The organism is Streptomyces ureilyticus (assembly GCF_011045025.1).
In the GTDB taxonomy this organism is placed as follows: Bacteria; Actinomycetota; Actinomycetes; order Streptomycetales; family Streptomycetaceae; genus Streptomyces; species Streptomyces ureilyticus.
The window spans coordinates 1-21,409 of record NZ_JAAKZX010000116.1; the positions used below are offsets into that span (position 1 = coordinate 1).

Annotated in this window: 18 protein-coding genes and 1 pseudogene; 4 read left to right on the top strand and 15 right to left on the bottom strand. The window is 68.3% G+C overall.

The genetic code is table 11. The features are described from left to right. Positions 1-129: 129 nt before the first annotated feature. Positions 130-696, bottom strand: a complete 567-nt coding sequence (locus G6048_RS29590) for a hypothetical protein (protein ID WP_165342663.1) — start codon at positions 694-696, stop codon at positions 130-132. 14 nt (positions 697-710) lie between these two features. Next, positions 711-1,088, bottom strand: coding sequence for a PadR family transcriptional regulator (locus tag G6048_RS29595; protein ID WP_165342664.1), 378 nt, complete (start codon positions 1,086-1,088; stop codon positions 711-713). A 295-nt stretch (positions 1,089-1,383) separates the two neighbouring features. Between G6048_RS29595 and G6048_RS29605 the strand changes: the two genes are divergently transcribed. Then, a complete protein-coding gene (locus tag G6048_RS29605; RefSeq protein WP_165342665.1) occupies positions 1,384-2,016 on the top strand; it encodes a hypothetical protein in 633 nt (210 codons plus the stop codon). Between the two features lie 141 nt (positions 2,017-2,157). Here G6048_RS29605 and G6048_RS29610 read toward each other — a convergent pair whose 3' ends face one another. Both G6048_RS29610 and G6048_RS29615 read right to left on the bottom strand, forming a co-directional pair. After that, positions 2,158-3,381, bottom strand: a complete 1,224-nt coding sequence (locus G6048_RS29610) for an FAD-dependent monooxygenase (protein WP_165342666.1) — start codon at positions 3,379-3,381, stop codon at positions 2,158-2,160. Then, complete coding sequence (locus tag G6048_RS29615; RefSeq protein ID WP_165342667.1) at positions 3,378-4,781, bottom strand: MFS transporter; 1,404 nt, start codon at positions 4,779-4,781, stop codon at positions 3,378-3,380. Before G6048_RS29615 ends, G6048_RS29610 begins: the two co-directional genes overlap by 4 nt. Before the next feature lie 79 nt (positions 4,782-4,860). Between G6048_RS29615 and G6048_RS29620 the strand changes: the two genes are divergently transcribed. Next, a complete protein-coding gene (locus G6048_RS29620) occupies positions 4,861-5,493 on the top strand; it encodes a TetR/AcrR family transcriptional regulator (protein WP_165342668.1) in 633 nt (210 codons plus the stop codon). 438 nt (positions 5,494-5,931) lie between these two features. On the opposite strand, the pseudogene G6048_RS29625 reads toward G6048_RS29620, so the two are convergent. The 8 genes and pseudogenes from G6048_RS29625 to G6048_RS29660 all read right to left on the bottom strand — a co-directional run. After that, positions 5,932-7,677 (bottom strand): annotated as a pseudogene (locus G6048_RS29625) (RICIN domain-containing protein); the annotation flags it as partial. A 120-nt stretch (positions 7,678-7,797) separates the two neighbouring features. Further along, positions 7,798-9,948, bottom strand: coding sequence for a beta-galactosidase (locus tag G6048_RS29630; RefSeq protein ID WP_165342669.1), 2,151 nt, complete (start codon positions 9,946-9,948; stop codon positions 7,798-7,800). A 28-nt stretch (positions 9,949-9,976) separates the two neighbouring features. Beyond that, complete coding sequence (locus G6048_RS29635) at positions 9,977-10,909, bottom strand: carbohydrate ABC transporter permease (RefSeq protein ID WP_328827317.1); 933 nt, start codon at positions 10,907-10,909, stop codon at positions 9,977-9,979. After that, complete coding sequence (locus tag G6048_RS29640) at positions 10,906-11,832, bottom strand: carbohydrate ABC transporter permease (RefSeq protein WP_165342670.1); 927 nt, start codon at positions 11,830-11,832, stop codon at positions 10,906-10,908. The genes G6048_RS29635 and G6048_RS29640 overlap by 4 nt, the downstream gene beginning before the upstream one ends. A gap of 1 nt (position 11,833) precedes the next feature. Beyond that, positions 11,834-13,216, bottom strand: a complete 1,383-nt coding sequence (locus G6048_RS29645) for an ABC transporter substrate-binding protein (protein ID WP_165342671.1) — start codon at positions 13,214-13,216, stop codon at positions 11,834-11,836. 360 nt (positions 13,217-13,576) lie between these two features. Beyond that, positions 13,577-14,722, bottom strand: coding sequence for a LacI family DNA-binding transcriptional regulator (locus tag G6048_RS29650; protein ID WP_165342672.1), 1,146 nt, complete (start codon positions 14,720-14,722; stop codon positions 13,577-13,579). A gap of 209 nt (positions 14,723-14,931) precedes the next feature. Further along, positions 14,932-15,918, bottom strand: coding sequence for an endonuclease/exonuclease/phosphatase family protein (locus G6048_RS29655; protein ID WP_328827327.1), 987 nt, complete (start codon positions 15,916-15,918; stop codon positions 14,932-14,934). Between the two features lie 167 nt (positions 15,919-16,085). After that, entirely contained in the window at positions 16,086-16,739 is a 654-nt protein-coding gene (locus tag G6048_RS29660; RefSeq protein ID WP_206342281.1) for a M15 family metallopeptidase, read from the bottom strand. 87 nt (positions 16,740-16,826) lie between these two features. Here G6048_RS29660 and G6048_RS29665 point away from each other — a divergent pair, with 87 nt between their 5' ends. Both G6048_RS29665 and G6048_RS29670 read left to right on the top strand, forming a co-directional pair. After that, complete coding sequence (locus tag G6048_RS29665) at positions 16,827-17,510, top strand: response regulator transcription factor (protein WP_165342673.1); 684 nt, start codon at positions 16,827-16,829, stop codon at positions 17,508-17,510. Then, entirely contained in the window at positions 17,503-18,582 is a 1,080-nt protein-coding gene (locus G6048_RS29670; protein ID WP_165342674.1) for a sensor histidine kinase, read from the top strand. The genes G6048_RS29665 and G6048_RS29670 overlap by 8 nt, the downstream gene beginning before the upstream one ends. Here the strand turns inward: G6048_RS29670 and G6048_RS29675 are convergent. The 3 genes from G6048_RS29675 to G6048_RS29685 all read right to left on the bottom strand — a co-directional run bounded on the left by G6048_RS29675 (position 18,567) and on the right by G6048_RS29685 (position 21,391). Further along, positions 18,567-19,301: an SDR family NAD(P)-dependent oxidoreductase gene (locus G6048_RS29675; RefSeq protein ID WP_165342675.1), complete on the bottom strand. Its 735-nt coding sequence runs from the start codon at positions 19,299-19,301 to the stop codon at positions 18,567-18,569. The genes G6048_RS29670 and G6048_RS29675 overlap by 16 nt on opposite strands. 92 nt (positions 19,302-19,393) lie before the next feature. After that, positions 19,394-20,677, bottom strand: coding sequence for an NAD(P)/FAD-dependent oxidoreductase (locus G6048_RS29680; protein WP_165342676.1), 1,284 nt, complete (start codon positions 20,675-20,677; stop codon positions 19,394-19,396). A 48-nt stretch (positions 20,678-20,725) separates the two neighbouring features. Then, complete coding sequence (locus G6048_RS29685) at positions 20,726-21,391, bottom strand: haloacid dehalogenase type II (protein ID WP_165342677.1); 666 nt, start codon at positions 21,389-21,391, stop codon at positions 20,726-20,728. Positions 21,392-21,409: the final 18 nt, after the last annotated feature.

Here is a 21,409-nt window from a genome sequence, read left to right on the forward strand (position 1 = left end):
GCAACACTGCCACCACCCCCGGCCGCCGACGACGCAGCTCAACTGTCGCCGCACTCGACGACCGGAACCAGCTCTCCCCACAGCTCAACGCAGCGGCACCAACGACTTCTTCAGGGGCAAGTAGCTAAGCTAGCCGACGCCGGGCGCGGTGTTCTTCCTGCTCCGCGCATCGGCGACGGCGTACGGAAGCCCGGGAAGGAGCAGCGCCAGGGCCGCCCACAGTGGCAATGCGAACAGTTCCCCGTCGCCGCCCAGCCATTGGGAGAGCAGCACTGCGGGCAGGCCGACGGCAAGGGCGACCGCCAGGGTCCTACCGAGCCCCAGGCTGCCGCGCCGCACCTCCCAGGCGACCGTGACCGCTGCGACGACGGTCCAGAAGGCAACATCGTTGACGCTCACAACCCGTTCGGTGGTCCACCGGAGCAGACACGTGGCCAGTATCAGCCAGCCGATCACGAAACAGACCATCGCCGCCGTGCGCAGCAGCCGACGGGCGAACGGAGCGTGGGCCCGGGCCCAGGAGGCGGCGAACTCCTTCACGTCGCTGCCCACGACGTCCTGGGGCGTGCGGCCTGCGGCTACCGCGTCGTCCAGATGAGCGGAGAGCTCATCGAGCATCTCCCGGACGGATCCGTCGTCGATGCCCCGGTACACCCAATTGCTGCGGCAGACCGCGAGTATCTGCTGGTTAGTCATGGTTCGCTGGTCCGTCATAGTGCGCTTCCCCCCGTGGGTTCGGTAGCGGTCAGGATCCGCCCCACACGCCCGCTGAACGCGTGCCATATGGCCCGGCCGCTCGTCAGTTCGGCACTTCCCGCTTCGGTCAGGCGGTAGTACTTGCGTGGGGCGCCACCGCTGGCCGACGGGGCTCGGTACGAGGAGATGAGCCCCTCCCGCTCCAGCCGGGTGAGCAACGGATAGATACTGCCTTCGCTCACGAGATCGAGCCCGTTGTCGGCGAGTGCCGCCACGAACTCGAAGCCGTATCGCGGCCGTTCGGCGATCAGCGACAGCAGGCACAGATCGAGCACTCCACGCAGCAACTGACTACGACGCTGGTCACCGGTAGCGGGCAACCCCTTTGTCATGCGGTACAAGATAGTCAGTCATTGTCATGCGGCGCAAGATACTTGCGGCGCATGACAAGGCTCCGACGGCTCAGGTACTCGTGACAGGTCTGACTCCAGCATGATCGGCCGGACAAGTCCTAACAGCGAAGGCGATGTAAGTGTCGACCGTGAGCCCCGAGAGCGTGATGAGCTGGCGGGGCTTGAGGCAGATGAAGGCAGCGTGCGTCCCGATGCCGCCCGCGATCGCGTACGGCATCGTCGCGGGACGAGGAGTGCGGGAGGCAGCGCGACCTCCGCCACGGTCACGGCGGCCGTGACCAGCCATACCGCCCCCAGTGACCGTCAGCTGCCACTGTCCAGCCACAACACAGGGCAGGTGGTGCACAATCTCTCTGTGGATCAGGGAATCGCGGCGCTGCTGGGTGCCACCGTAGGCGTCCTCGGAACCGTCTCCGCATCGGCCATATCCGGGTGGTCGAGCCGCCAGCAGATACGAACCCAGGCCACGGTTGACCACGCACAGTGGCGCAGACAGGCCCGACGCGATGCCTACAGCGCCTTTCTCGCGCCCGCCCACGAGACACGTAACGCTCTGAAACGGGCTGCACGTGCCCTGATCGGTGACGCGGACGTTGAAGAAGCTCAGCGCCAACTCCAAGCTGCACACGACAGATTGGGAGAAGCGCATGCATCCTGGTCCGCTCTTGCAGTCGAAGGGCCCGACTCCGTGGAGCAAGCAGCCAACGGCGTCAAGACTGCCCTCCACTCGATGCACACGACGCTTCTCGCCTGGTGCGATTCCCCTGAGCACCCTCACAACATCAAGTTCGTGGAACGGCACGCAGTCGAGGTGACCTTGGTGTCCGAGCGCATCAGCATTTTCGCTGCCGCAGCCCGTGCCGCACTCGACGAAGCAACTCTTCCCGTGGACACGAGCAACAACTGAACGAAGTACAGAACACGCAGCGGACACAGGCCCCTGACGGCATGACACACCGCGATGGCTCCCCCTGATCGCTGCCAGAGCCCACTTCACAGCGTTGAGCCCGCCGGACGAGACACCACACGTACGACACCGAACCTGGAACTACGTCATCGACATGAACTCGGGCAGGGTGAGCGCCGAGTGAGCCGGGCGGCCCTCCCCGGAGGGCATGGTGCTGAGGTTGCGCAGCATGTCGTTGCGCTGTTCCAGGGCGTGGGCGGTGGTGGGGAAGAGTGTGGCGTCGCCCTCGCCGACCAACCCCTGGTTCATCGTCACGAACTCACGGGTGGTGTGTTCGTAGGCGGCGAAGCCCGCGGCGTGGTCGCGGTCGGCCAGGGACCCGGCGAGCATGTACGCGCCGACGAGAGCGAGGCTGGTGCCCTGTCCGGTGAGGAACGAGGGGGCGTACGCGGCGTCGCCCACCAGCGCGACCCTGCCGCTGGACCAGCGGGGCATGCGGATCTGGCTGACCGCGTCGAAGAACAGGTCGTCCGCGTCGTGCAGGGCGGCGAGCATGCCCGGGACCTCCCATCCCGCGTCGGCGAAGACCTTGGCGACCAGGTCCCGTTGGGCTTCCGGGTTGCGGAACGCGTCGTACGGCGGTTGCGGGTGGGCGAAGTTGAGGAAGGCGTGTACTTCGTCGCTGTCCCCGACGGCGTAGAGTGCCGCGGCTCTGCCCGGGGTGTTCCACATCAGGGTCTCGTGGGAGAGCCCGAGGGTGTTGCGCATGGTGAATACGGCGAAGCAGTAGCCGAGGTAGCGGTGGAACTGCTCCTCGGGGCCGAGCAGGAGTTCGCGGGTGCGTGAGTGCAGTCCGTCCGCGCCGATCACGATGTCGAACGTACGGCTACTGCCCCCACGGAAGGTGACGTCGACCCCGTGGCCGGACTGCTGGTCGAGGGTGTCGATGGAGTCGTTGAAGAGGAACTCCACGTCGTCGCGGACTGCCGCGTAGAGAGCGCTGGTCAGGTCCCCGCGCCGTACCTCCAGGTCCTGTCCTGCGACACCGCCGGTGACGGTGTGCGGATTGACCGAGGCCACCTCGCTGCCGTCCCCGTCGAGGAAGGTCAGCCGGCGCAGGTCGATGTGCGCTTGCTGCAGTCGCGGGAGGATTCCCATCCTCCGGACGACCTCGAGTGCGGTGCCGCGTACGTCGATGGGGTAACCGCCGTCTCGAAGGGTGCCCGCCTTCTCGACCACCGTGACGGCGAATCCGTAGCGGTTCAGCCAGTACGCGAGGGCCGGCCCGGCGATGCTGGCCCCGGATATCAGGACCTTGCGCCTGGGCGTAGAACGGATATCCCTCAACTGATCGGTGCGGGTCATGCCTTGGCTCCTTTGCTCATGGTGCGGACGACAGGCAGGGCCAGCACCGCGACGACGCCGGCGATGAGGAAGCCCGTGACGAAGGCCGATTCGGCCGGGACATCGGACCCAGAAGGGGTTCCCGAGGTGAGGAGCACGCCACCGAGCATCCCGCCCATGGCGGAGCCCAACACGCGAGTCACCAGGATCAGGCTGGTGGCGATGCCGGTGTCACTTTCATCGACGGAAGACGCGATGCTGGTCACCATGGCCGTAACGCACAGGCCGTTGGCAAGCGCGATCAGCGCCTTGCCGACGACGATGTGCCAGACCTCGGTGTGTGCGACTGACAGGGCGAGCAGGGCGGTGGCCATGATGGCGACCGCGGCAGCGACCACGGCACGTGAGCCGAAACGCTGCTCCCCGAACCCACCGGCCGGCCCGGCCAGCGTCGCGACTACGGCGCCGGGCAGGAGGATGAAGCCGATCTCGGTGGCGCTGGCCCCGAAACCGTACCCGTCGCCGGACACGTCGAGCAGCTGCGGAACGAGAAAGACCCCCGTCGCGGTGCCGAGGCAGATCACGAACGTCAGCACACACGACTTCCAGATCACAGGCCGTGCCAGCATGCGCAGATCGATCATCGGCGCGGTCGCACGACGCTCAACGGCTACCCATCCGGTCACGAAGGCGGCCAGAAGCACGATGAGCGCGCCGAGCACGAGAGGCTGCGAGCCGGCGTCGGGCGCCACCGCGAGCGCGAGCATGAGCGTGAGCAGGATCCCGCTCAACAGAAGCATGCCCGGCCAGTCGATCCCGGCACCGTCCGACCGGCCCGGCGGATCAGACGGCATCAGCCTGTTCACCAGCAGGGTGAACCCGATGACCGCGAACGTCGGCACCGCGAACATCCAGTGTCGGGAGAGCGCTTCCGCCACGGGCCCGGCCGCCAGAAGCCCCACCATCGAGCCCCCCACGAACATCCCGCTGACCAGCCCGATGGCCACCTTGGACTCTCCCGCGGGGAGGTGTTTACGCACCACGATGAACGACAGGGGCAGTGCGCCTATCATCGCCCCCTGCAGTACCTGGCCGAGCAGCAGCACGGGCAGGTTCGGCGCCACCGCGGACACCAGGCCACCGACCGAGACCACCGCCATCAGCCTGATCAGGACTCGTTTTCCGCCGTAGCGGTCGCCGAGCTTGCCTGCGAGCGGAGTGACGAGCGCGCCGGTGATGGCGAGCACGATGTTGAGCAGCGCCCCTGTGGATGGACTGATATCCAGCTCGCGTTGCAGGAGCGGGAGCGTCGGCGCCACCACCGATTCCAGGGCACCGGTGGAGATGGCCAGTAAGCCGAGAGCCCAGACAGCGGCTTTCCCCATACGGACCGGGGGAGCCAGAGTTGCGGTCGTGGTCATGAACGTCCTTTCCGTCATTGCCGGGCTAATGGATGGTACTACACTGCACCGTGCAGTGTAGAACGGCTAAGATATGCCCATGCAGACCACGAAGACACTGCGTGAGGGGTCCGCGCGGAAGCGGGCCGCCATCCTCACGGCAGCCCGGGAACTGTTCCTCGCCGACGGCTTCGACCGGTCCAGCGTCGACGCGATCGCCGCCCGGGCCGAGGTGTCCAAGCGGACGGTCTACGACTACTTCGGCGACAAACAGACGCTGCTCCAAGCAGTCGTCGACGCCGTCGGCCAGTCGATGATCACCACGATCCGGCGCACCCTCGACGACACCGTCACCAACCTCACCGAGGCCGCCGAACTCGAGGACGCCCTGGTCACGTTCTCGATGCGCATCGCGACCGACATGCTCGGCTCGGCGGAGTACGCGACGCTGCAACGACTGGTCCGAGCGGAATCCGGCCACCTGCCGCACCAGGGCTACAACTCCATGGCCGACACCCCCGACGAGGCGATCGCCGAGCGCTTCGCCGCCCTCGCCGAGGCCGGGCTGCTCGACGTCCCCGACCCCCGGCTCGCGGCCGACCAGTTCATCGCGCTGACCTTCGGCGTGGCACTGGACAGGCTCGGTTCCGCGAATGCCGCGGAGGACTCCCGCGTCCGGCCACTCGTCGTCGAGGGCGTACGGACCTTCCTCCGGGCGTACCGAACCCGGTAGCCGCAGGTCAAGAACGCACACAGGGCTGAGGAGCGACGTGCCCGCTCCTCAGCCCTGTGAAGCCATGCTGATCCTTGTGGCCTTCAGATCACCGCCAGATCACCGTCCGGAGGCGGTCCCCCGCACCTTGGCCGTGTCCCACATCAGCGGCCCGTCGTCGAAGACCACGGCGATCTTGACCTGCGTACCGGCGGCGAGAGTCCCCGGAAGCGCCACGCTGCCCCTCTGGCCCTCGTCGAAGGAGACCGGGCCGAGGTCCGTGACCTTGCCGTCCGCCGCGAACACATAGGCGCGGCCGGTCTTGTTCGCGTGCAGGGCCGTGCCCGCGGGATCCGACGCGGCGGCGTTCAGCGACACCGTGGCGTTCCGCCTGACGGTGCTCGTGGTCAGAGGCTTCGAGCGCCTGTCCTTCGTCAGGTCCGCGGCGGCCGGTGCCTGCTGGACGAACTGCCACTCCTGCGAGCCGTCCGCCACCGCGTTCTGCAGGGTCAGCGGCGCGCCGGCGGATGTGCCGGTCAGGTAGACGTTCGTGTTCTTGGCGGCCTGGAACTTGTAGTACCCGTCGGCGGTCTTGATGAGGTTCCAGACGCCTGTAGGGCTGTTGTCGACCCACTGGCCGATCCTCTGGCCGACCGTCGCGTTCCCGGTCCAGATGCCTGCCATGCGGCCGCCCGACTTGTTCAGCAGCGTCGTGCCGCCCTTCGGCGCGGCAACCACGTGCCAGTACTGGGTGTCCTTGTTCGCCGCCGAGCCGGCGTCCTCCAGGTGTACGTCGGGAACGTCCCCGTTGCCGATGTTGGCGTCGTTGGTCTTGCCGCCGGTGCCGATGACCTGGCCGGTCTTGCGGTTCACCAGCTGGTAGTAGGCGCCCTCCGAACGGCCTTGGTCGACCTCGGAGAAGGCGATCGTCGAGGTGCCCTGGTGGTTGAGGATCGAGATGCGGCCGGTGCCCTCGACGTACTGCAGGTTGCGGCTGTAGGAGGCCGGTGCGTTCGTCTGGTACTCCTTCCACACGCCGTCGCTGCGTCCGCTCTCGTTGACCCAGACGTTGCCGCTGCCGGCCGCGTTGTACACCAGGCGCCCGTCGGGGAGGTTGATGACGACCGGACTGCCGTTCACCGCGAGACGACGCGAACCGGCGTCGACCGGCAGGGAGGTGACGGGGGCGTCCGTGGCGCCGCGGTAGAACTTCAGCGGGTCGTCGGCGATCACGTATCGGGTGTTGGTTCCGCCGCCCCAGTACTCGTACGGGAGCAGCCACTTGCCGTCCGTCGTCGGGACGACGGTCGTCATGCCCGGCCGGCCGCCGCCGATCTGCTTCTTGCCGCCGCCCATGTCCTGAGTCAGGCCCGCGACGTCGACGACGGGCTCGCTCCACTGCGCGCTGCGGCCGTTCCAGGTCTTGTGGACGAGGATCTGGCCGTGCGAGTCCCGGGCGGTGTCGTTGTCCGGATCCAGCTTCGGCACACCGGTGACGGGGTCGTAGCCGAGGTAGTCGTTCTCGTCGGAGTAGTAGCAGACGAGTTGGCCCTTGTGGACCATCAGGTACGGCTCCCAGAGGGGATCGACCTGCTTGTACGTGTTCGCCTTGGCGACGTTCTTGCCGACCGCGCCCGCGCTGCCGCCCTGCCAGCCGCCTGTCGCGATGACGTTGAGGACCTTCCAGCTCTCGCCTTCGTCGGTGCTGGCGTACAGGGCGAGCGCCATGTCACTGCGGTCTCCGTCGTTGGACGGCGTCCAGTTCGGGTCGGCTGCCTTGTTCTCGAGGTAGTAGTGGTCGTCGCCCGTCACGATGGTCGCGAGGAGCAGCGTGCCCTTCTTCAGTTTGCCGACGTCCTGCGGAAGCGTGTAGAGGAACGGGCTCGCCCAATTGCTCTTGTACTTCGCGTACTTGGGGTCCTTGGAGAGGTACGCCGGAGCCTTGACGTCCGCCAGTGGCTGCCACGAGGTTCCGTGGTCGTCGCTCTTGTAGACCGGCATCGTCTCTCGGTCGGCGCTTCCCGTCTCCGGGACGACCGTGGCCTTCTCGAACGCCGCGACGAGACGTCCGCTCTCCAACTGCGCCGACTTGACGTAGATCGCGCAGTTGCCCCGGCCCTTCAGGCACGGTTCATCGCCGAGCTGGTACAGGATCCCGCCCGTCGGGTTGTAGGCCTGGGCGCTGCTCATGGTCAGCGCCAGCATGGCTGAACCCGCGACGAACGTTCCCGTCGCTTTGCCCAGTCTTCTTCTCTGCACAGCCCCTCCTCGGGGATTTGAGATGATCATGGTGATGCTCGCGAGGTTGGATCAGGAGTTGGGAGATCAGGAGTTGGATGACGCGACAAGTACGCGTATGTCCCAGGCGCCGAGGACCAGCGCCGTGCCCGCGGGGACGGACGTGCCGTTCAGGACGTCGGTCAGCGCCACGGGTGCGGAGACGCGGGCGGGTTCCCAGCTCCAGTTGTGGACGATGTGGACGCGTCGCCCGTCGGAGGACGTACCGGTTGTCGCTGTGACCGATTCCGGGAGGTCCCGCCAGCCGTGGTGTGCGGAGGGCACAAGCCATTCGGTCAGCGCGCGGGCGAGGGCTCGATCCGGGACCGTACCGACGTAGGTGACGCGTCCCCCGCCGTGGCGGCGCGTGGTGATCGCGGGCCAGCGGTCGAAGTGCGGGTGGTCGTACGCCGCCAGTACCTCGGCGTCGGTGACGGTCAGGCCGTCGGCCCAGCGCGTCGCCGTCGCCTCCGGCGGCAGCCGCAGCGGGCTGCCGGACACCGGACGGACCGGGAGGTCGCGCGCGAGGTTGCTGAACTCGTCGTACGTGACACCCGCCGCCTCGGTCAGGCGGCCGGGCGCCGCCTCGTGCCGGGCCCGCGCCTCGTGGTCGGCGTATCCGGTGCGCGGGCCGAGGACCAGGTGACCGCCCGCGGCGGCATAGGCCGCGAGCCAGTCGAGGGTGGCGTCGGCGGCGATGTACAGCCCCGGTACGACCAGCACGGGGTGACGGCGTGCGGCCTCCTCCGGCGCCACGCCCTCCCGCTCACCGCGCGGGTCGTGCAACTGCCGCGCGTGCACGATCCGCACCTGGCGGCCGGCCTCGAAGGCGCCGCGGTAGAAGGGATCGAAGATGCGGTGGTAGGCGGCGGGGTCCGGGTCGCCGTCGGCGGTGGCGAGCGGCGGGTGCTTCTGCATCAGCCACTTGCTCGACGTCGAGTACACCATCGTGATGTCGGCGTCCGGCTCGAGTCCGGCGACGAGCGGCCCGGCCGCCTCGAACTCGGCGCCCAGGCGGGCGAGTTCGGCGTACCCGCGGCCGGGCTGCCCGCTGTGCGGCAGGACACCGCCCCAGTAGGTCTCGGCACCGAAACGCAGCGTCTGCCACTGCCAGTACTCGATCATCCGCGCCCCGCGCGCCACATGCGCCCAGGCGGCCTGCCGCCACTGGCCGTCGTAGGCGGGCCTGTTGTCCCACGGAGTGCCGATGCACTGGGCGTTGGTCTCGGTGACCAGGAACGGCTCCTGACGGGAGGAGAACATCCAGTCCGCGGTCTGGTACATCGACCAGACGCCGGTGGTCTTCCACTTCTGCTCGTGGTCATCTGGCGTGGGATCCGGGAGCAGGAGGCCGTCCTGCATGTCGTAGTACGGATTGCCGGAGGCGATGTCGAGCCGCGCGGACAGCTCTTCGTCCTCAACTCCCTGGCGGGTGTACGAGATGCAGGTGGTGACGAACTGCTCGGGGCTCACGTACTCGCGCACGATGTCCGCCTGCCAGCCGATGAACTCGGTGACCTGCCGGGCCTGGAACTCCCGCCAGGCGACGTCGTATTGAGGCTGGACGTTGCCGTCCGGCGTCCACAGGTCCGCCCACGTCGACAGCCGATGAGACCAATAGACCAGGCCCCACTCGCGGTTGAGGGTCTCGACGTCCCCGTACCTGGCGCGCAGGTGGTCGACGAAGCGCTGGAAGACGCCCTGGTTGTGGAGGAGATGCAGGCCCGGCTCGTTGTCGACCTGCCAGCCGATGACCGCCGGGTGGTCGGCGTACCGGGCGACGAGCTTCCGGATGATGCGCTCGGCGTGGAAGCGGAACGCGGGGTGGGTGAAGTCCACCTCCTGGCGGGCGCCCCAGCCGAGGCGTCGCCCGGTGGCGTACTCGCCGGTGATCTCCGGGTACAGGCGGGCCAGCCACGGCGGCACGGCGTACGTCGGTGTGCCGATGATGACGGAGATGCCGCGCTCGTGGGCGCCGTCGAGGACGGGCTGGAGCCAGTCGAGGTCGAAGCGCCCGTTCTCCGGCTCCCAGGTCGACCAGACCGATTCGCCCACCCGGATCACGGTGAAGTTCGCCTCGGCCATCAGGTCGAGGTCGGTCTTGAGCCGTTCGTCGGGCCGCAGTTCGGGGTCGTACGCGGGTGTGTACTCGTGGTAGTACGCGGCGCCGAACAGGACGCGGGCGGGCAGATCCGCCATGAATCAACCTCCGGGAAGATAGGGGGAGTTATTGCTTGACGCCGCCGGTGGCCAGACCGCTTTGCCAGTAGCGCTGGAGCATGAGGAAGGCGATGACCAGCGGCACGATGGAGATCATGGAGCCGGTCACGACGAGCGGGAGCATGTCGCTGCTGGCACCGGCCCCGCCGTTCTGCGCCTGGGCGGCCCAGGAGGAGAGGCCCACCGTGATCGGGTACAGGTTCGGGTCGTTGAGCATGATCAGCGGCAAGAAGTAGTTGTTCCAGGTCGCCACGAGCGTGAACAGCAGCACGGTCACCAGGCCGGGGGCCAGCAGCCGGAGGGCGATCCGGAAGAAGATCCGCCCCTCCCCCGCCCCGTCGATACGGGCGGCCTCCAGGAGGCTGTCCGGGATGGCGTCGGCCGCGTAGACCCGCATGAGGTAGAGACCGAAGGGGTTGACGAGGGAGGGCAGGATGATCGCCCAGGGGGTGTTGACCAGGCCGACCTCGGCGAACAGCAGGTAGGTCGGGATCGCCAGTGCGGTGGCCGGGACCATGATGGCGCCGAGTACGAGGTTGAAGGCGGCCCGGTCGCCACGGAAACGGAACTTGGCGAAGCCGTAGCCGGCGGCGGCCGCGATCATCGCCGCGCCGACCGCGCTGACGACGGCGTACAGGGCGGTGTTGAGCAGCCAGTCGACGAAAACGCCGTCGTCCTGGGTGAAGGTGTGACTGATGTTGTCCAGCAGCTGCGGGGCACCGGAGAACCACAGGCCGAAGCTGTCGAACAGGTCCTGGGTGCTCTTGGTCGAGGCGACCAGCAGCCAGAACAGCGGGAGGAGGAAGTACGCCAGGGCCGCCAGCATGGCGATCGTCAGCGGGGTGCTGCGGCGGGGGGACGCGGACCGGCGCCGCTTCGGTGCGGTGGGGGCTGTTGGACCGGCCGGTGCGGTCGTGGCCTTGGGCATGGTGGTCGTCACCTTTCCCTCCTTCGGTTCGCGGTGAGCAGCACGGCGTAGGAGGCGATGACGATGACCAGGCCCAGGAGGAAGGACACCGTGGCCGCGTAGTTGACCTGCTGGCCGGTGAAGGCGAGGGAGTAGGCGTAGAGGTTGGCGGTGTAGGAGCTGCTGATGACGTCGGGGGCGATCTTCATCAGCAGGTTCGGTTCGTTGAACAGCTGGAAGCTGCCGATCACGGAGAACAGCAGGGTCAGGAGCAGCGCGGGGCGGAGCGCGGGGAGCTTGATCGACCAGGCGATGCGCCAGGCGCCGGCGCCGTCCATCGCGGCAGCCTCGTACAGGTCGTGCGGGATGGTCCGCAGGGCCGCGTACAGGATGATCATGTTGTAGCCGACGAACTCCCAGGCCACGATGTTCGCCAGGCTGCCCAGCATCCAGCTCTCGCTGAGGAAGGCCGGGGCGGGCAGGTCCAGGTTCCGGCTCAGCTGGGCGAACGGGCCGAAGTCCGGGCCGTAGAGGTAGCCCCACATGAGTGTGGCGACGACGCTCGGGACCGCGTACGGCACGAAGATGCCCAGCCGGATCACGCGCGCCAGACGCAGCAGGCCGCTGTCCAGTGCGAGCGCGAAGAGCAGGGCCAGCAGCAGCATCAGCGGCACCTGGATCACGAAGAACAGGGCCACGCGGCCGACGCCGTGGAGGAGTTGCGGGTCCTTGAGGGCGGTGACGTAGTTGTCGAGGCCGACGAAGACGGTGCCGCCGATGAGCTGTTCCTGGAAGAGGCTGAGGTAGGCGGCGTAGCCGAGCGGGGCGAGGAAGAGCAGGACGAAGAGGATCAGGAACGGGGCTACGAACAGGGGTCCTGCCGAGACGGACCGGCGACGCGCGGACGGTCCGGCTCGGCGCGACTTCCTGGCGTAGGCCGCAGTCGTGGCAGGCATCTCACGACTCCTTGACGGTGAAGCCCTGCTTCTTCGCGTACGTCGTGAGCCGGGACTGCCAGGTGCCGAGCGCGGCGACGGTGTCGGACTTGTCCGCGAAGGACTTGCCGACGGTCTCGGTCCAGTCGGTCGCCGCCTGGTCGTAGAACGGCGGCCACTGGAACTCGGGCGAGACCGTGTCGCTGATGTCGGCGAAGAGCTGGTTGACCTTCTGGCCGCCGTAGAACTCGGGCGCGGCCCCGGTGAAACTCGCGTCCGCGAGCACGGCCTTGGTCGCCGGGAAGAAGAACTGCTGGGTGGCGAACATCTTGGCGCTCGCCGGGTCGCTGTTGAGGAACTGAGCGAACTGCGCCGCCGCGATCGGGTTCTTGGTGGACGCGGTGACCGCGGTCGTGGAACCGCCCCAGTTGCCGGAGACCGGCTTGGCGGCGTCCCACTGGGGCAGCGGCGCCGCCCGCCAGTTTCCCGCGGTGGACTTGGCCGAGCCGGACAGGAAGGACGGGCCCCAGGCCGCGGTGAGCCAGGTGGCGTACTTCCCCTTGTTGAACCCGGCGTACCAGGGGTCGGTGAAGTCCGGGTCGGTGCTGATGACGCCTTCCTTCGCGAGCCCGCCCCAGTACTCGCCGAGCTTCTTGGAGACAGCGTCGTCGACGCTGATGGAGAGATCGCTCTTGCCCGAGGTCGCATACGGCTGGCCACCCGCCTGCCACAACAGGCCGTGCCAGGCGGCGGGTGCGTTCTTCGCGAGGTTGGTCAGGTAGACGTCCGGGTCCGCCTTGTGGAGCTTGCGAGCGGCGGCCGCGAACTCCTCCCAGGTCTCGGGCACTTGGATGCCGTGCTTGTCGAAGATGTCCTTGCGGTAGAGCATCCCCATGGGTCCGGTGTCCTGGGGTATCGCCCAGACCTCGCCGCCGGGTCCGCTGACCTGTCCCCAAGTCCAGTCGATGAACTGGTCCTTCAGTGCCGTGGCGCCGTACGGGGCAAGGTTCAGCAGGCTGTTGGTGATCGTGAAGGTGGGGATCGCCTGGTACTCGATCTGCACCATGTCCGGTGCGCCCTTGCCGGCCTTCAGCGCGGTACGCAGCTTGGTGTAGTGGGCCACGCCCTGGCCGGCGTTGACGACCTTGACCTTGATCGCGGGGTACTTCTTCTCGAAGAGCGCGATCTCCTGCTGGATTTGCGGGACCCAGGTCCAGAACGTCAGCTCGGTCGGCGTCTTCATCGCCTTGTCGATCTCGGCCTGGCTCACCGGCTCGGCGGAGGACGAGCCGGAGTCGCCGTCGCCGCTGCATGCGGCGAGCGCGACACCGAGGGACACCGCGCCGGTCGAGGCGAGGAACCGCCGACGGCTCATGGAGGACGTGCGAACGAAGGATCGGGGCATGGTGAACTCCCGCCGAAGGGCAGACGAATGGGCAGAGGGCAGGCGAATGGGCAGAGGAACGGAGCGCCTGGCGAGGGCGCTTCGTATGGGGTGGGAAGGGGGTGGTGGGGTGTGCGCGTACGTCGGTACGTCGCTACCAGGGCATCGGGGTCGCCATGGCCGGGGCTGCGTCGCGCGGGCTGATGCGGCAGGCGCGCGCGTTACGTGCCGAACTGCGGAAGTCCACTGTTGTGGAGCCTTTTTGATGGGTAGTCAGTGAGGGCGGCTCGCCGTCCGGCCGTGGGCGGGGTGCCGCCCAGGCCGACGTATGCGGGGTCAGTCGGTGGTGCGCGGGCGTATCAGTTGGTGGGGGGCGGCGGATCAGCTGGTGGTGGGCGGTCCGTCCCCGGCCGCTGGTAACTGTGCCGAGCCGCTCGATCGGGAGTCCGAGGTCGTACGTCGCCCGCGTGCCGGGGTCTTCCGGATCGGCGGGCGGGTCGGCGGGGGTGCGGTCGAGGCCCGGACGACGAGTTCGACCGGCGGATCGTGTGCCGGGGCCGGCTCCGCGTCCGGTTTCTCGATGGCCTGCACCAGGAGCCGGATCCCGTCGTTCGCCACGGCGTCGAAGGGCTGGCGCATCGTGGTCAGCGGAGGGATGACATAGGCCGCGATGGGGATGTCGTCGAAGCCGACGACGCTCACGTCCTCCGGCACCCGCAGGCCGGCTTCCGTCAGCGCGCGGATCAGACCGATGGCCATGTCGTCGTTGGCGGCGAACACCGCGGTGACGTCTCCGGCGGAGGCGAACTCGCGGCCCGCCGTGTAGCCGGACTCGGCCGACCAGTCGCCCACGATCACGGGCGGCTGCTCCCTGCCGCGCGCCGACAACGCCGCCCGCCAGCCCCCGAGACGATCCCGGGCGGCGAACCACCCCTGCGGGCCAGCCAGGTGATGGACCGTCACATGACCCAGGTCCAGCAGGTGCTCGGTGGCCGCCCGGGCCAGCGACTCGGCACCGACCCCCGCGGCCACCGTCCGTGAACCGCCCAACGCCGCGGGCGCGCCGAGGACGAGGACCGGCACATCGACACTGAGCGCGACCGAACCCTCGTCGATCGGTTCGGATACGACGATGCCGTCCACGCCCTGCTCGAGAAGTGACTCCACGGCCCTGGCGACGCCTCCCGGCTCGCCCTCCAGCGTGTTGACCACCCGGATCGCGTAACCCGCGTCCCGGGCGGCCCGCTCGACGCCGATGAGCAGCGAGGCAGGCCCGTACAAGGCGGTTCCCAGCGTGACCACGCCGATGGTGCGGGAACGTCCCGAGGCCAGTGCCCGGGCCGCGTTGTTCATCCGGTAGCCGAGTTCCTCGGCGGCTTCGAGCACGCGCCGGCGTACCTCGTCGGACACGTACCGCTCACCGTTGAAGACCCGCGACACCGTCTTCTGCGAGACGCCCGCTCTCCGGGCCACGTCCACGCTGCGCGGCGCGGCGGGGCTTCCGCCCCGTCCTCCCACTCGCGTCATTGCGTCTCCCGATGCTCGGCGGCTCAAATCCTAGCCAGTCATGGCCCGCTGCCCTTCGGCCGGTCCGGCTGACCGGCCGTATGACTGCGCTGTCATGACTGCGGTGTCATATCTACGCAGTCGAACAGAACGTGTCAAGACTTCGCGCAACATCGCGGCAACCCCGGGTGCGGTCGGGTGCGGGCTGCCATCGCGAGGTTGCGCGAGGTTCACCAGCTGATTCCGGCCGCCACCGGGCGGTGGTCGCTGCCGGTGGCCGGCAGCACCCACGAGCTCGCCGGCTCCACGCCGCGGACCAGGATTTGGTCGATCCGCGCCACCGGGAAAGACGCCGGCCAGCTGAAGCCGAAGCCGTCCCCGGCGGCGTCCTGGACCGAGTGCAGCTGCGAGGTGATGCCGTCGAGCGCGCGGTCGCCCACGGTGCCGTTCAGGTCGCCGAGCAGCACCACCCGCTCGTTCCGCTCGGCGGCGATGGCCTGGCCGAGCGCCTGCGCGTTTCTGTCCCGCGAGTCCGTCCAAAAGCCCGTCCTGGGGGTCACCCGTACGGAACCCAAGTGGGCCACATACACGGCCAGCGGCCCATGGTCGGTGGTCACCGTGGCACGCAGCGCCCGGTTGTAGGCCAGCTTGACCTCGGCCGACTTGGTGTCCCCCAGCGGCCCGGCGTCCTGCTCGATGTCGACCGGCCGAGTGTCCGACAGCGGCAGCTTGCTCCACAGTCCGACCGTGCCCAGCACCGCGTGGTACGGGTACGCCTTCGCCAGCTCCTTCTCGTACAGCGGCTTCGCCTGCGCCGTGATCTCCTCCAGGGCCAGCACGTCCGCGCCGGAGGCCGCCAACTCGCGGGCGGTACTGGCCGGTTGGAGATTGTCGGCGCCGACGTTGTGGCTGGCCACCGTGAGGTCGCTGTCCGGCTGGGACTTGTCGCCGAGCAGCCCGCCGAAGAGGTTCAGCCACACCACGACCGGCAGCAGCAGCGCGACCACCGCGGAGGCGGAGCGGCGCCATAGCGCTCCAGCCAGTAGTACCGGGATGCACAGTCCGAACCATGGCAGGAAGGTCTCCACCAGGCTGCCGAGGCCTCCGCTCCCGTTCGGGATCTTCGCGTGCAGCAGCATGAGCAGGCCCAGCAGCAGCGCCAGTGCCGCGAGCACCGGGCCGCGCTTCCAGGGGTCCGGCCGGGAGCCGATACGGATTGACTGAAGGATCGCCTGGCGGATGCGCGCGCGCCAGGTCGCGGCGCCGGTATCCCGGAGGATGCCCGTGCGCTGCGTTCCGGAGCCGATGTCAGGGCGGCCGGCGCCGGCCGGTCCGGTCTCCGCCGTGTCCACCTGCCCGATCGCCTGTCCTCGCTCGCTGTCGGTCACCGCTGCATCCTCGGGTCCTCGGTGGGGTCGGCATACATGCGCGGGCAACCACCGTCGATCGCATGGGTGCGCAGCTCGTAGTGCCACGGTTCGTTCCGGTAGATCTGGCACAGCCCGTACTCGGCGCCGTGCTCGGACAGCCACGCCGCCGCATCGGAACGCCCGATGTCGACGGCGTCGCCGGACACATGAGGAGACGTCTCCGGGGTGGCCACCCAACGGGCGGCCTCGCCCTCGGACCCGTACTTGGAGATCGCCTCGCGAAGAAGCTGATTCTGGTATTCCGGGGAACGCCAGCCGCTGTTGGCGTAGAACTCGACTCCGTCGTCCGCGGCATCCGTCGCGACCTCACGGAGGGCCGTACGTAAATCGGGATCGAGTTTGGCCACGGCCGGAATCGCGTCATCGAAGACCGTCACGTCGCCGAGGACGACACCGTCAGCCTCGCCGAGCGCTCCACCGTGCTCACCGTGACGCGGATTCGGTGGTGATGCGGCCGGGAGAGAGGCGGAAGGCGAGGTGGACGCGGGATTCTGCCCCTGACAGCCGAGGACCGCGGTGATCACTGCTGTGAGCGCGATCAGGTCGACGACAAGGAGTCGGCGAATTCGGCGAGTTGTGGTTCGTGTTGATGATGGAGTTCGGGTCATGCCGCCAGTGAAGGCAGCGCGGCGTTGCCGGCACGTATGCGGTTTTCGATACGCCGACGATATGTGGCGGCTCGTAGCATCGAGTGCATGCGTGTGTTAATCGTCGAGGACGAACCCTATTTGGCAGAAGCCGTCCGCGATGGACTGCGCCTGGAAGCGATCGCCGCCGACATCGCCGGTGACGGCGACACCGCTCTGGAACTGCTGAGCATCAACGCCTACGACATCGCCGTCCTCGATCGCGATATCCCCGGCCCTTCGGGCGACGAGATCGCCAAACGCATCGTCGCCTCCGGCAGCGGCATGCCGATCCTCATGCTCACCGCTGCCGACCGTCTCGACGACAAGGCCTCCGGGTTCGGGCTCGGCGCCGACGACTACCTCACGAAGCCGTTCGAGCTGCAGGAACTCGCGCTCAGGCTCAGGGCACTCGACCGCAGGCGGGCGCACGCCAGGCCTCCCGTACGAGAGATCGCGGGCCTGCGGCTGGATCCGTTCCGAAGAGAGGTGTATCGGGACGGCCGCTATGTCGCGCTGACCAGAAAGCAGTTCGCCGTGCTCGAAGTCCTCGTCGCCGCCGAAGGCGGTGTCGTCAGCGCCGAGGAACTCCTGGAACGCGCGTGGGACGAGAACGCCGACCCGTTCACCAACGCCGTACGCATCACCGTCTCGGCCTTGCGCAAGCGTCTCGGCGAGCCCTGGACCATCGCCACCGTGCCGGGGGTCGGCTACCGCATCGACACCGGACCTCCGGGAGGGGACCGTGGATAGGCAGCCTGGGCTGAGCGTCCGCCTCAAGCTCACCCTCAGCTACGCCGGATTCCTCATGGTCGCCGGCTTCCTGCTGATCGCTGCCATTGGAGTGTTTCTCCTGCGAAAGGGGTGGTTGCGAACCAACGCAGAGGGGGCATGGACAGTAACTCCGGGCACCGACTTCGTGCGCGGTTTCGCCCCCATGGCAGTCGCAGTAATGGCGTTCCTCCTGGCATTCGGCCTCCTGGGGGGATGGATCCTCGCCGGCCGCATGCTCGCACCCCTGACCCGCATCACGGACGCCACCCGCCGGGCCACGGACGGATCGCTCTCCCACCGGATCCAACTGCCGGGCCACCAGGACGAGTTCCGCGAACTCGCCGACGCCTTCGACATGATGCTCGCGCGGCTCGAAGCACACGTCGCCGAACAGCGGAGATTCGCGGCCAACGCCTCTCACGAGCTGCGCACCCCGCTGTCGATCTCGAAGACCCTCCTCGAGGTGGCCCGCACCGATCCGAACCACGACACCGGCGAAGTCATCGACCGCCTCCACGCCGTCAACACCCGAGCGATCGACCTCACCGAGGCACTGCTCCTGCTCAGCCGCGCCAACCAGCGGTCGTTCACCCGAGAAGAGGTTGACCTGTCCCTCGTAGCGGAGGAAGCCACCGAAACGCTCCTCCCCCTGGCGGAAAAGCACGGCGTCACCATCGAGACCTCGGGCGACATCGCCCCCACCATCGGATCGCCAGCGCTCCTGCTGCAGCTGACCACGAACCTCGTACACAACGCGATCGTCCACAACCAGCCCGAACAGGGCACCGTGTGGGTGAAGACCAGCGTCCGCCCCAACACTGTGGTGCTCACCGTCGAGAACACCGGCGAGAAGCTCACCCCAGAGCGGGTCTCGACACTCACCGAACCATTCCAGCGCGGCACCGAACGCATACACACCGACCACGCAGGCGTCGGCCTCGGTCTGGCCATCGTCAAAACCATCACCCAGGCCCACGACGGAACCCTCACCCTCACCCCGCGCTCCGCCGGCGGGATCCGTATCACCGTGGAACTTCAGAACGCCGTGTAGCCCCCGTCCACGGGAAGCACCGCACCGGTGACGTACGACGACTCCGGGCAGGCGAGGAAGAGAACCGCGTCGGCGATCTCTTCGGGGGTGGCAAGCCTGCGGAGCGGGATGGAGTCCTCTCTCACGCGCCGGTAGGCGTCGGGATCGGGACGTCGCTGGAACGAAGCCTCGATGACCGGCGTCACGGTCAGGCCGGGGGCCACCACGTTGACGCGGATGTTGCGGGGCGCCCATTCGATGGCCGCGCCGCGCGCGAGGGCGATGAGGCCGCCCTTGGCGGCGGAGTACAGGGTCTGGTTCGGCATGCCGACCATCCCGAGGCGGGAGCTGACGCACACCATCGACGCCCCCGACTCGGGCGCCAGCGGCATCAGGTGCTTCATGACCAGGAATGCGCTCAGGAGGTTGCTGTGGAGCACGTCGCGTGCGTCGTCGGCCGTCGTCTCTTCTAGCGGGCTTGACCGCTGGAGTCCGTGGCAGAGGACGACCACTCCCACTCCACCCGGGTGATCCGCCGCTCGAGCGGCGAGTTCGGAGACGAAGGCCTCGTCGTTGAGGTCCCCCGCGAGGTAGAGATCGTCCGGATGGTCCTCGGGCAGCTCAGGTCGCCGTCCGGTGAGCAGGAGGTTGGCGCCCTCGCGGCGGAAGCGGGAGGCGACCGCCTGGCCGATCCCGCTCGATGCTCCGGTGATCACGGCGTTGACGCCCTGCAGTCTCATGTACTTCCTCGTCAGTCGTCGGGCGGGCGCCACGGGGACTTCCCGCGACTTCGCGGAGATGTCCCCGTGGTGTCACCACCGTCGGCGTCGGCTCAGAGCAGCCTGTCCTTCGCCTTGTAGTAGGCCCCGCCGAACGGCAGGAACCAGGGCGTGCCGTTGTAGAAGGGGACGGGCACCTTCGGGAAGCCGAAGCCGCGCATCGGGTTGGCTTCCGGCTTGCCGTCCATCATCTCGGCGACCGCGCGGCCCATGTACGTGGCCATCTGGACGCCGTGGCCGCAGTAACCCATGGAGTAGTACAGGCCGTTGACGTCACCCGCGTGCGGGATGCGGTCCCAGGAGAAGCCGACCATGCCGCCCCAGACGTAGTCGATCCGCGTCCCGGCCAGCTGCGGGAAGATCTCCGTCATCTCCCGCTTGAGGATGTCGCCGCTCTTGACGTCGGAGGCCGGGTTGGAGGGGGCGAAGCGGGCCCGGCCGCCGAAGGCGAGGCGGTTGTCCGGGGTGAGGCGGACGTAGTTGCCGACATTCTTGTGGGCGACCAGCAGGCGGCCGTTCGGGATGAGCTCCTTGGCGCGCGCCTCCCCCAGCGGCTCGGTGACGATGATGAAGCTGCCGACGTTGATCAGCCGCTTGCGGAACCACGGCATCGACTTGTCGGTGTAGGCATCCGTCGCCGCCATGACCTGCTTGGCACGGATGGTGCCGCGCATGGTCTCCACCGAGAAGCCGCCGCCAGGGAGGCGGGTGAGGCCGGTGGCGGCGTTGCGCTCGTGGATCTCGGCGCCGGCACGCTCGGCGGCCGCCGCCAGGCCGACGACGAACTTGCCCACGTGTATGGCTGCGCCGAGCGGGTCGAGCAGGGCGCCGTGGTAGTAGTCCGTGCCGAGCTCGGCGCGCAGCTCGCTCTTGCTCAGGACCACCGTCTCGTGGCCGAAGTTCTCGGCCAGGTCGCGCTGCTTGGCCTCCAGGCCCTCGAAGTGCTGGGGCTTGCAGATCGCGCCGAGGCGCCCGGCACGGTGGAAGTCGCAGTCGATCTTCTCCCTGACCGCAAGCTCCTCGACCATGTCCACAGCGTCGCGGAACGCGTCGTAGAGCTCGCGAGCACGCTCCTGCCCGTAGCGCTTGCGGGCCTGGGCCGGGCTGATGGTGATGCCAGGGTTGCAGTGGCTGCCGTTGCGTCCGGAGGCGCCCGAGCCGACCTGGTCCTTTTCGACGAGGACGACCCGGGCACCCTTGCGGGCGGCGTGGTAGGCGGTGGACAGGCCGGTGAGGCCGCCGCCGATGACCACTACGTCCGCCTCGTCGGGCAGGTCCTTTCCGGACCGGTCGGGCAGGGCGGGAGCGGTGTCGAGCCAGTAGGGGATCTGCTTCATGGCGTGCGTCCTCTTTGTTCTCGGTCTGTTTCGCCGGTGCGCCGTCGGTCAGCAGCCGAGCAGCGCCGGCAGGCCCGACAGGTCGGGCAGCTCGTCGTACGGCTGGTAGTCGGCGCTGCCCAGTCGGCCGTAGCGGTTGATCCACACGCGGCGCTTCAGACCGAGGTCGCGGGTCGGGATGTGGTCGTACTCCCAGCCCTGGGCGGTGTGGATGACCTGGGACGGCTCGACGCCCATGGTCTTGAACGCGTACTCGAAGGTCTGGCGGTCCGGCTTGTAGGCGCCGGCCTGCTGGGCGGTGATGACGTAGTCGAACTCGACGCCGATGTTCTCCACGTTACGCGCGATCAGGTTGTCGTCCGTGTTGGAGATGATCGCGATCTCGTACTTGGTCTTCAGGGCACGCAGCGCGTCCGGGACCTCCGGCCAGGGACCGAAGGTGGGGACGGCCTCGACCAGGGCGTCACCGTCGGACTCGCGGTACTCCAGGCCGTGCAGGCGCATGGCGTTGCGCAGGCTGGAGTGCAGGATCTCGTGGTAGGGGCGGTAGGCCTCCAGGACGGCCTGGAACCGCATGACGCGGAAGTCGTCGAGGAACTCGTCGACGTCCAGGTTGTCCAGGTCCAGCCGGTCCTCGATGACCTTCAGGGTCGTGGGGCCGAGCTCGAAGTCGATCAGGGTTGCATAGGCGTCGAAGGTGACGATCTCTCGCATGGTGTCCAGCCTCGATTC

Coding starts and splice junctions, on each gene's coding strand:
- G6048_RS29590 (WP_165342663.1), bottom strand. CDS start 696: ATGACTAACCAGCAGATACTCGCGGTCTGCCGCAGCAATTGGGTGTAC.
- G6048_RS29595 (WP_165342664.1), bottom strand. CDS start 1,088: ATGACAAAGGGGTTGCCCGCTACCGGTGACCAGCGTCGTAGTCAGTTG.
- G6048_RS29610 (WP_165342666.1), bottom strand. CDS start 3,381: ATGACCCGCACCGATCAGTTGAGGGATATCCGTTCTACGCCCAGGCGC.
- G6048_RS29615 (WP_165342667.1), bottom strand. CDS start 4,781: ATGACCACGACCGCAACTCTGGCTCCCCCGGTCCGTATGGGGAAAGCC.
- G6048_RS29620 (WP_165342668.1), top strand. CDS start 4,861: ATGCAGACCACGAAGACACTGCGTGAGGGGTCCGCGCGGAAGCGGGCC.
- G6048_RS29630 (WP_165342669.1), bottom strand. CDS start 9,948: ATGGCGGATCTGCCCGCCCGCGTCCTGTTCGGCGCCGCGTACTACCAC.
- G6048_RS29640 (WP_165342670.1), bottom strand. CDS start 11,832: ATGCCTGCCACGACTGCGGCCTACGCCAGGAAGTCGCGCCGAGCCGGA.
- G6048_RS29645 (WP_165342671.1), bottom strand. CDS start 13,216: ATGCCCCGATCCTTCGTTCGCACGTCCTCCATGAGCCGTCGGCGGTTC.
- G6048_RS29650 (WP_165342672.1), bottom strand. CDS start 14,722: ATGACGCGAGTGGGAGGACGGGGCGGAAGCCCCGCCGCGCCGCGCAGC.
- G6048_RS29660 (WP_206342281.1), bottom strand. CDS start 16,739: ATGACCCGAACTCCATCATCAACACGAACCACAACTCGCCGAATTCGC.
- G6048_RS29665 (WP_165342673.1), top strand. CDS start 16,827: ATGCGTGTGTTAATCGTCGAGGACGAACCCTATTTGGCAGAAGCCGTC.
- G6048_RS29675 (WP_165342675.1), bottom strand. CDS start 19,301: ATGAGACTGCAGGGCGTCAACGCCGTGATCACCGGAGCATCGAGCGGG.
- G6048_RS29680 (WP_165342676.1), bottom strand. CDS start 20,677: ATGAAGCAGATCCCCTACTGGCTCGACACCGCTCCCGCCCTGCCCGAC.
- G6048_RS29685 (WP_165342677.1), bottom strand. CDS start 21,391: ATGCGAGAGATCGTCACCTTCGACGCCTATGCAACCCTGATCGACTTC.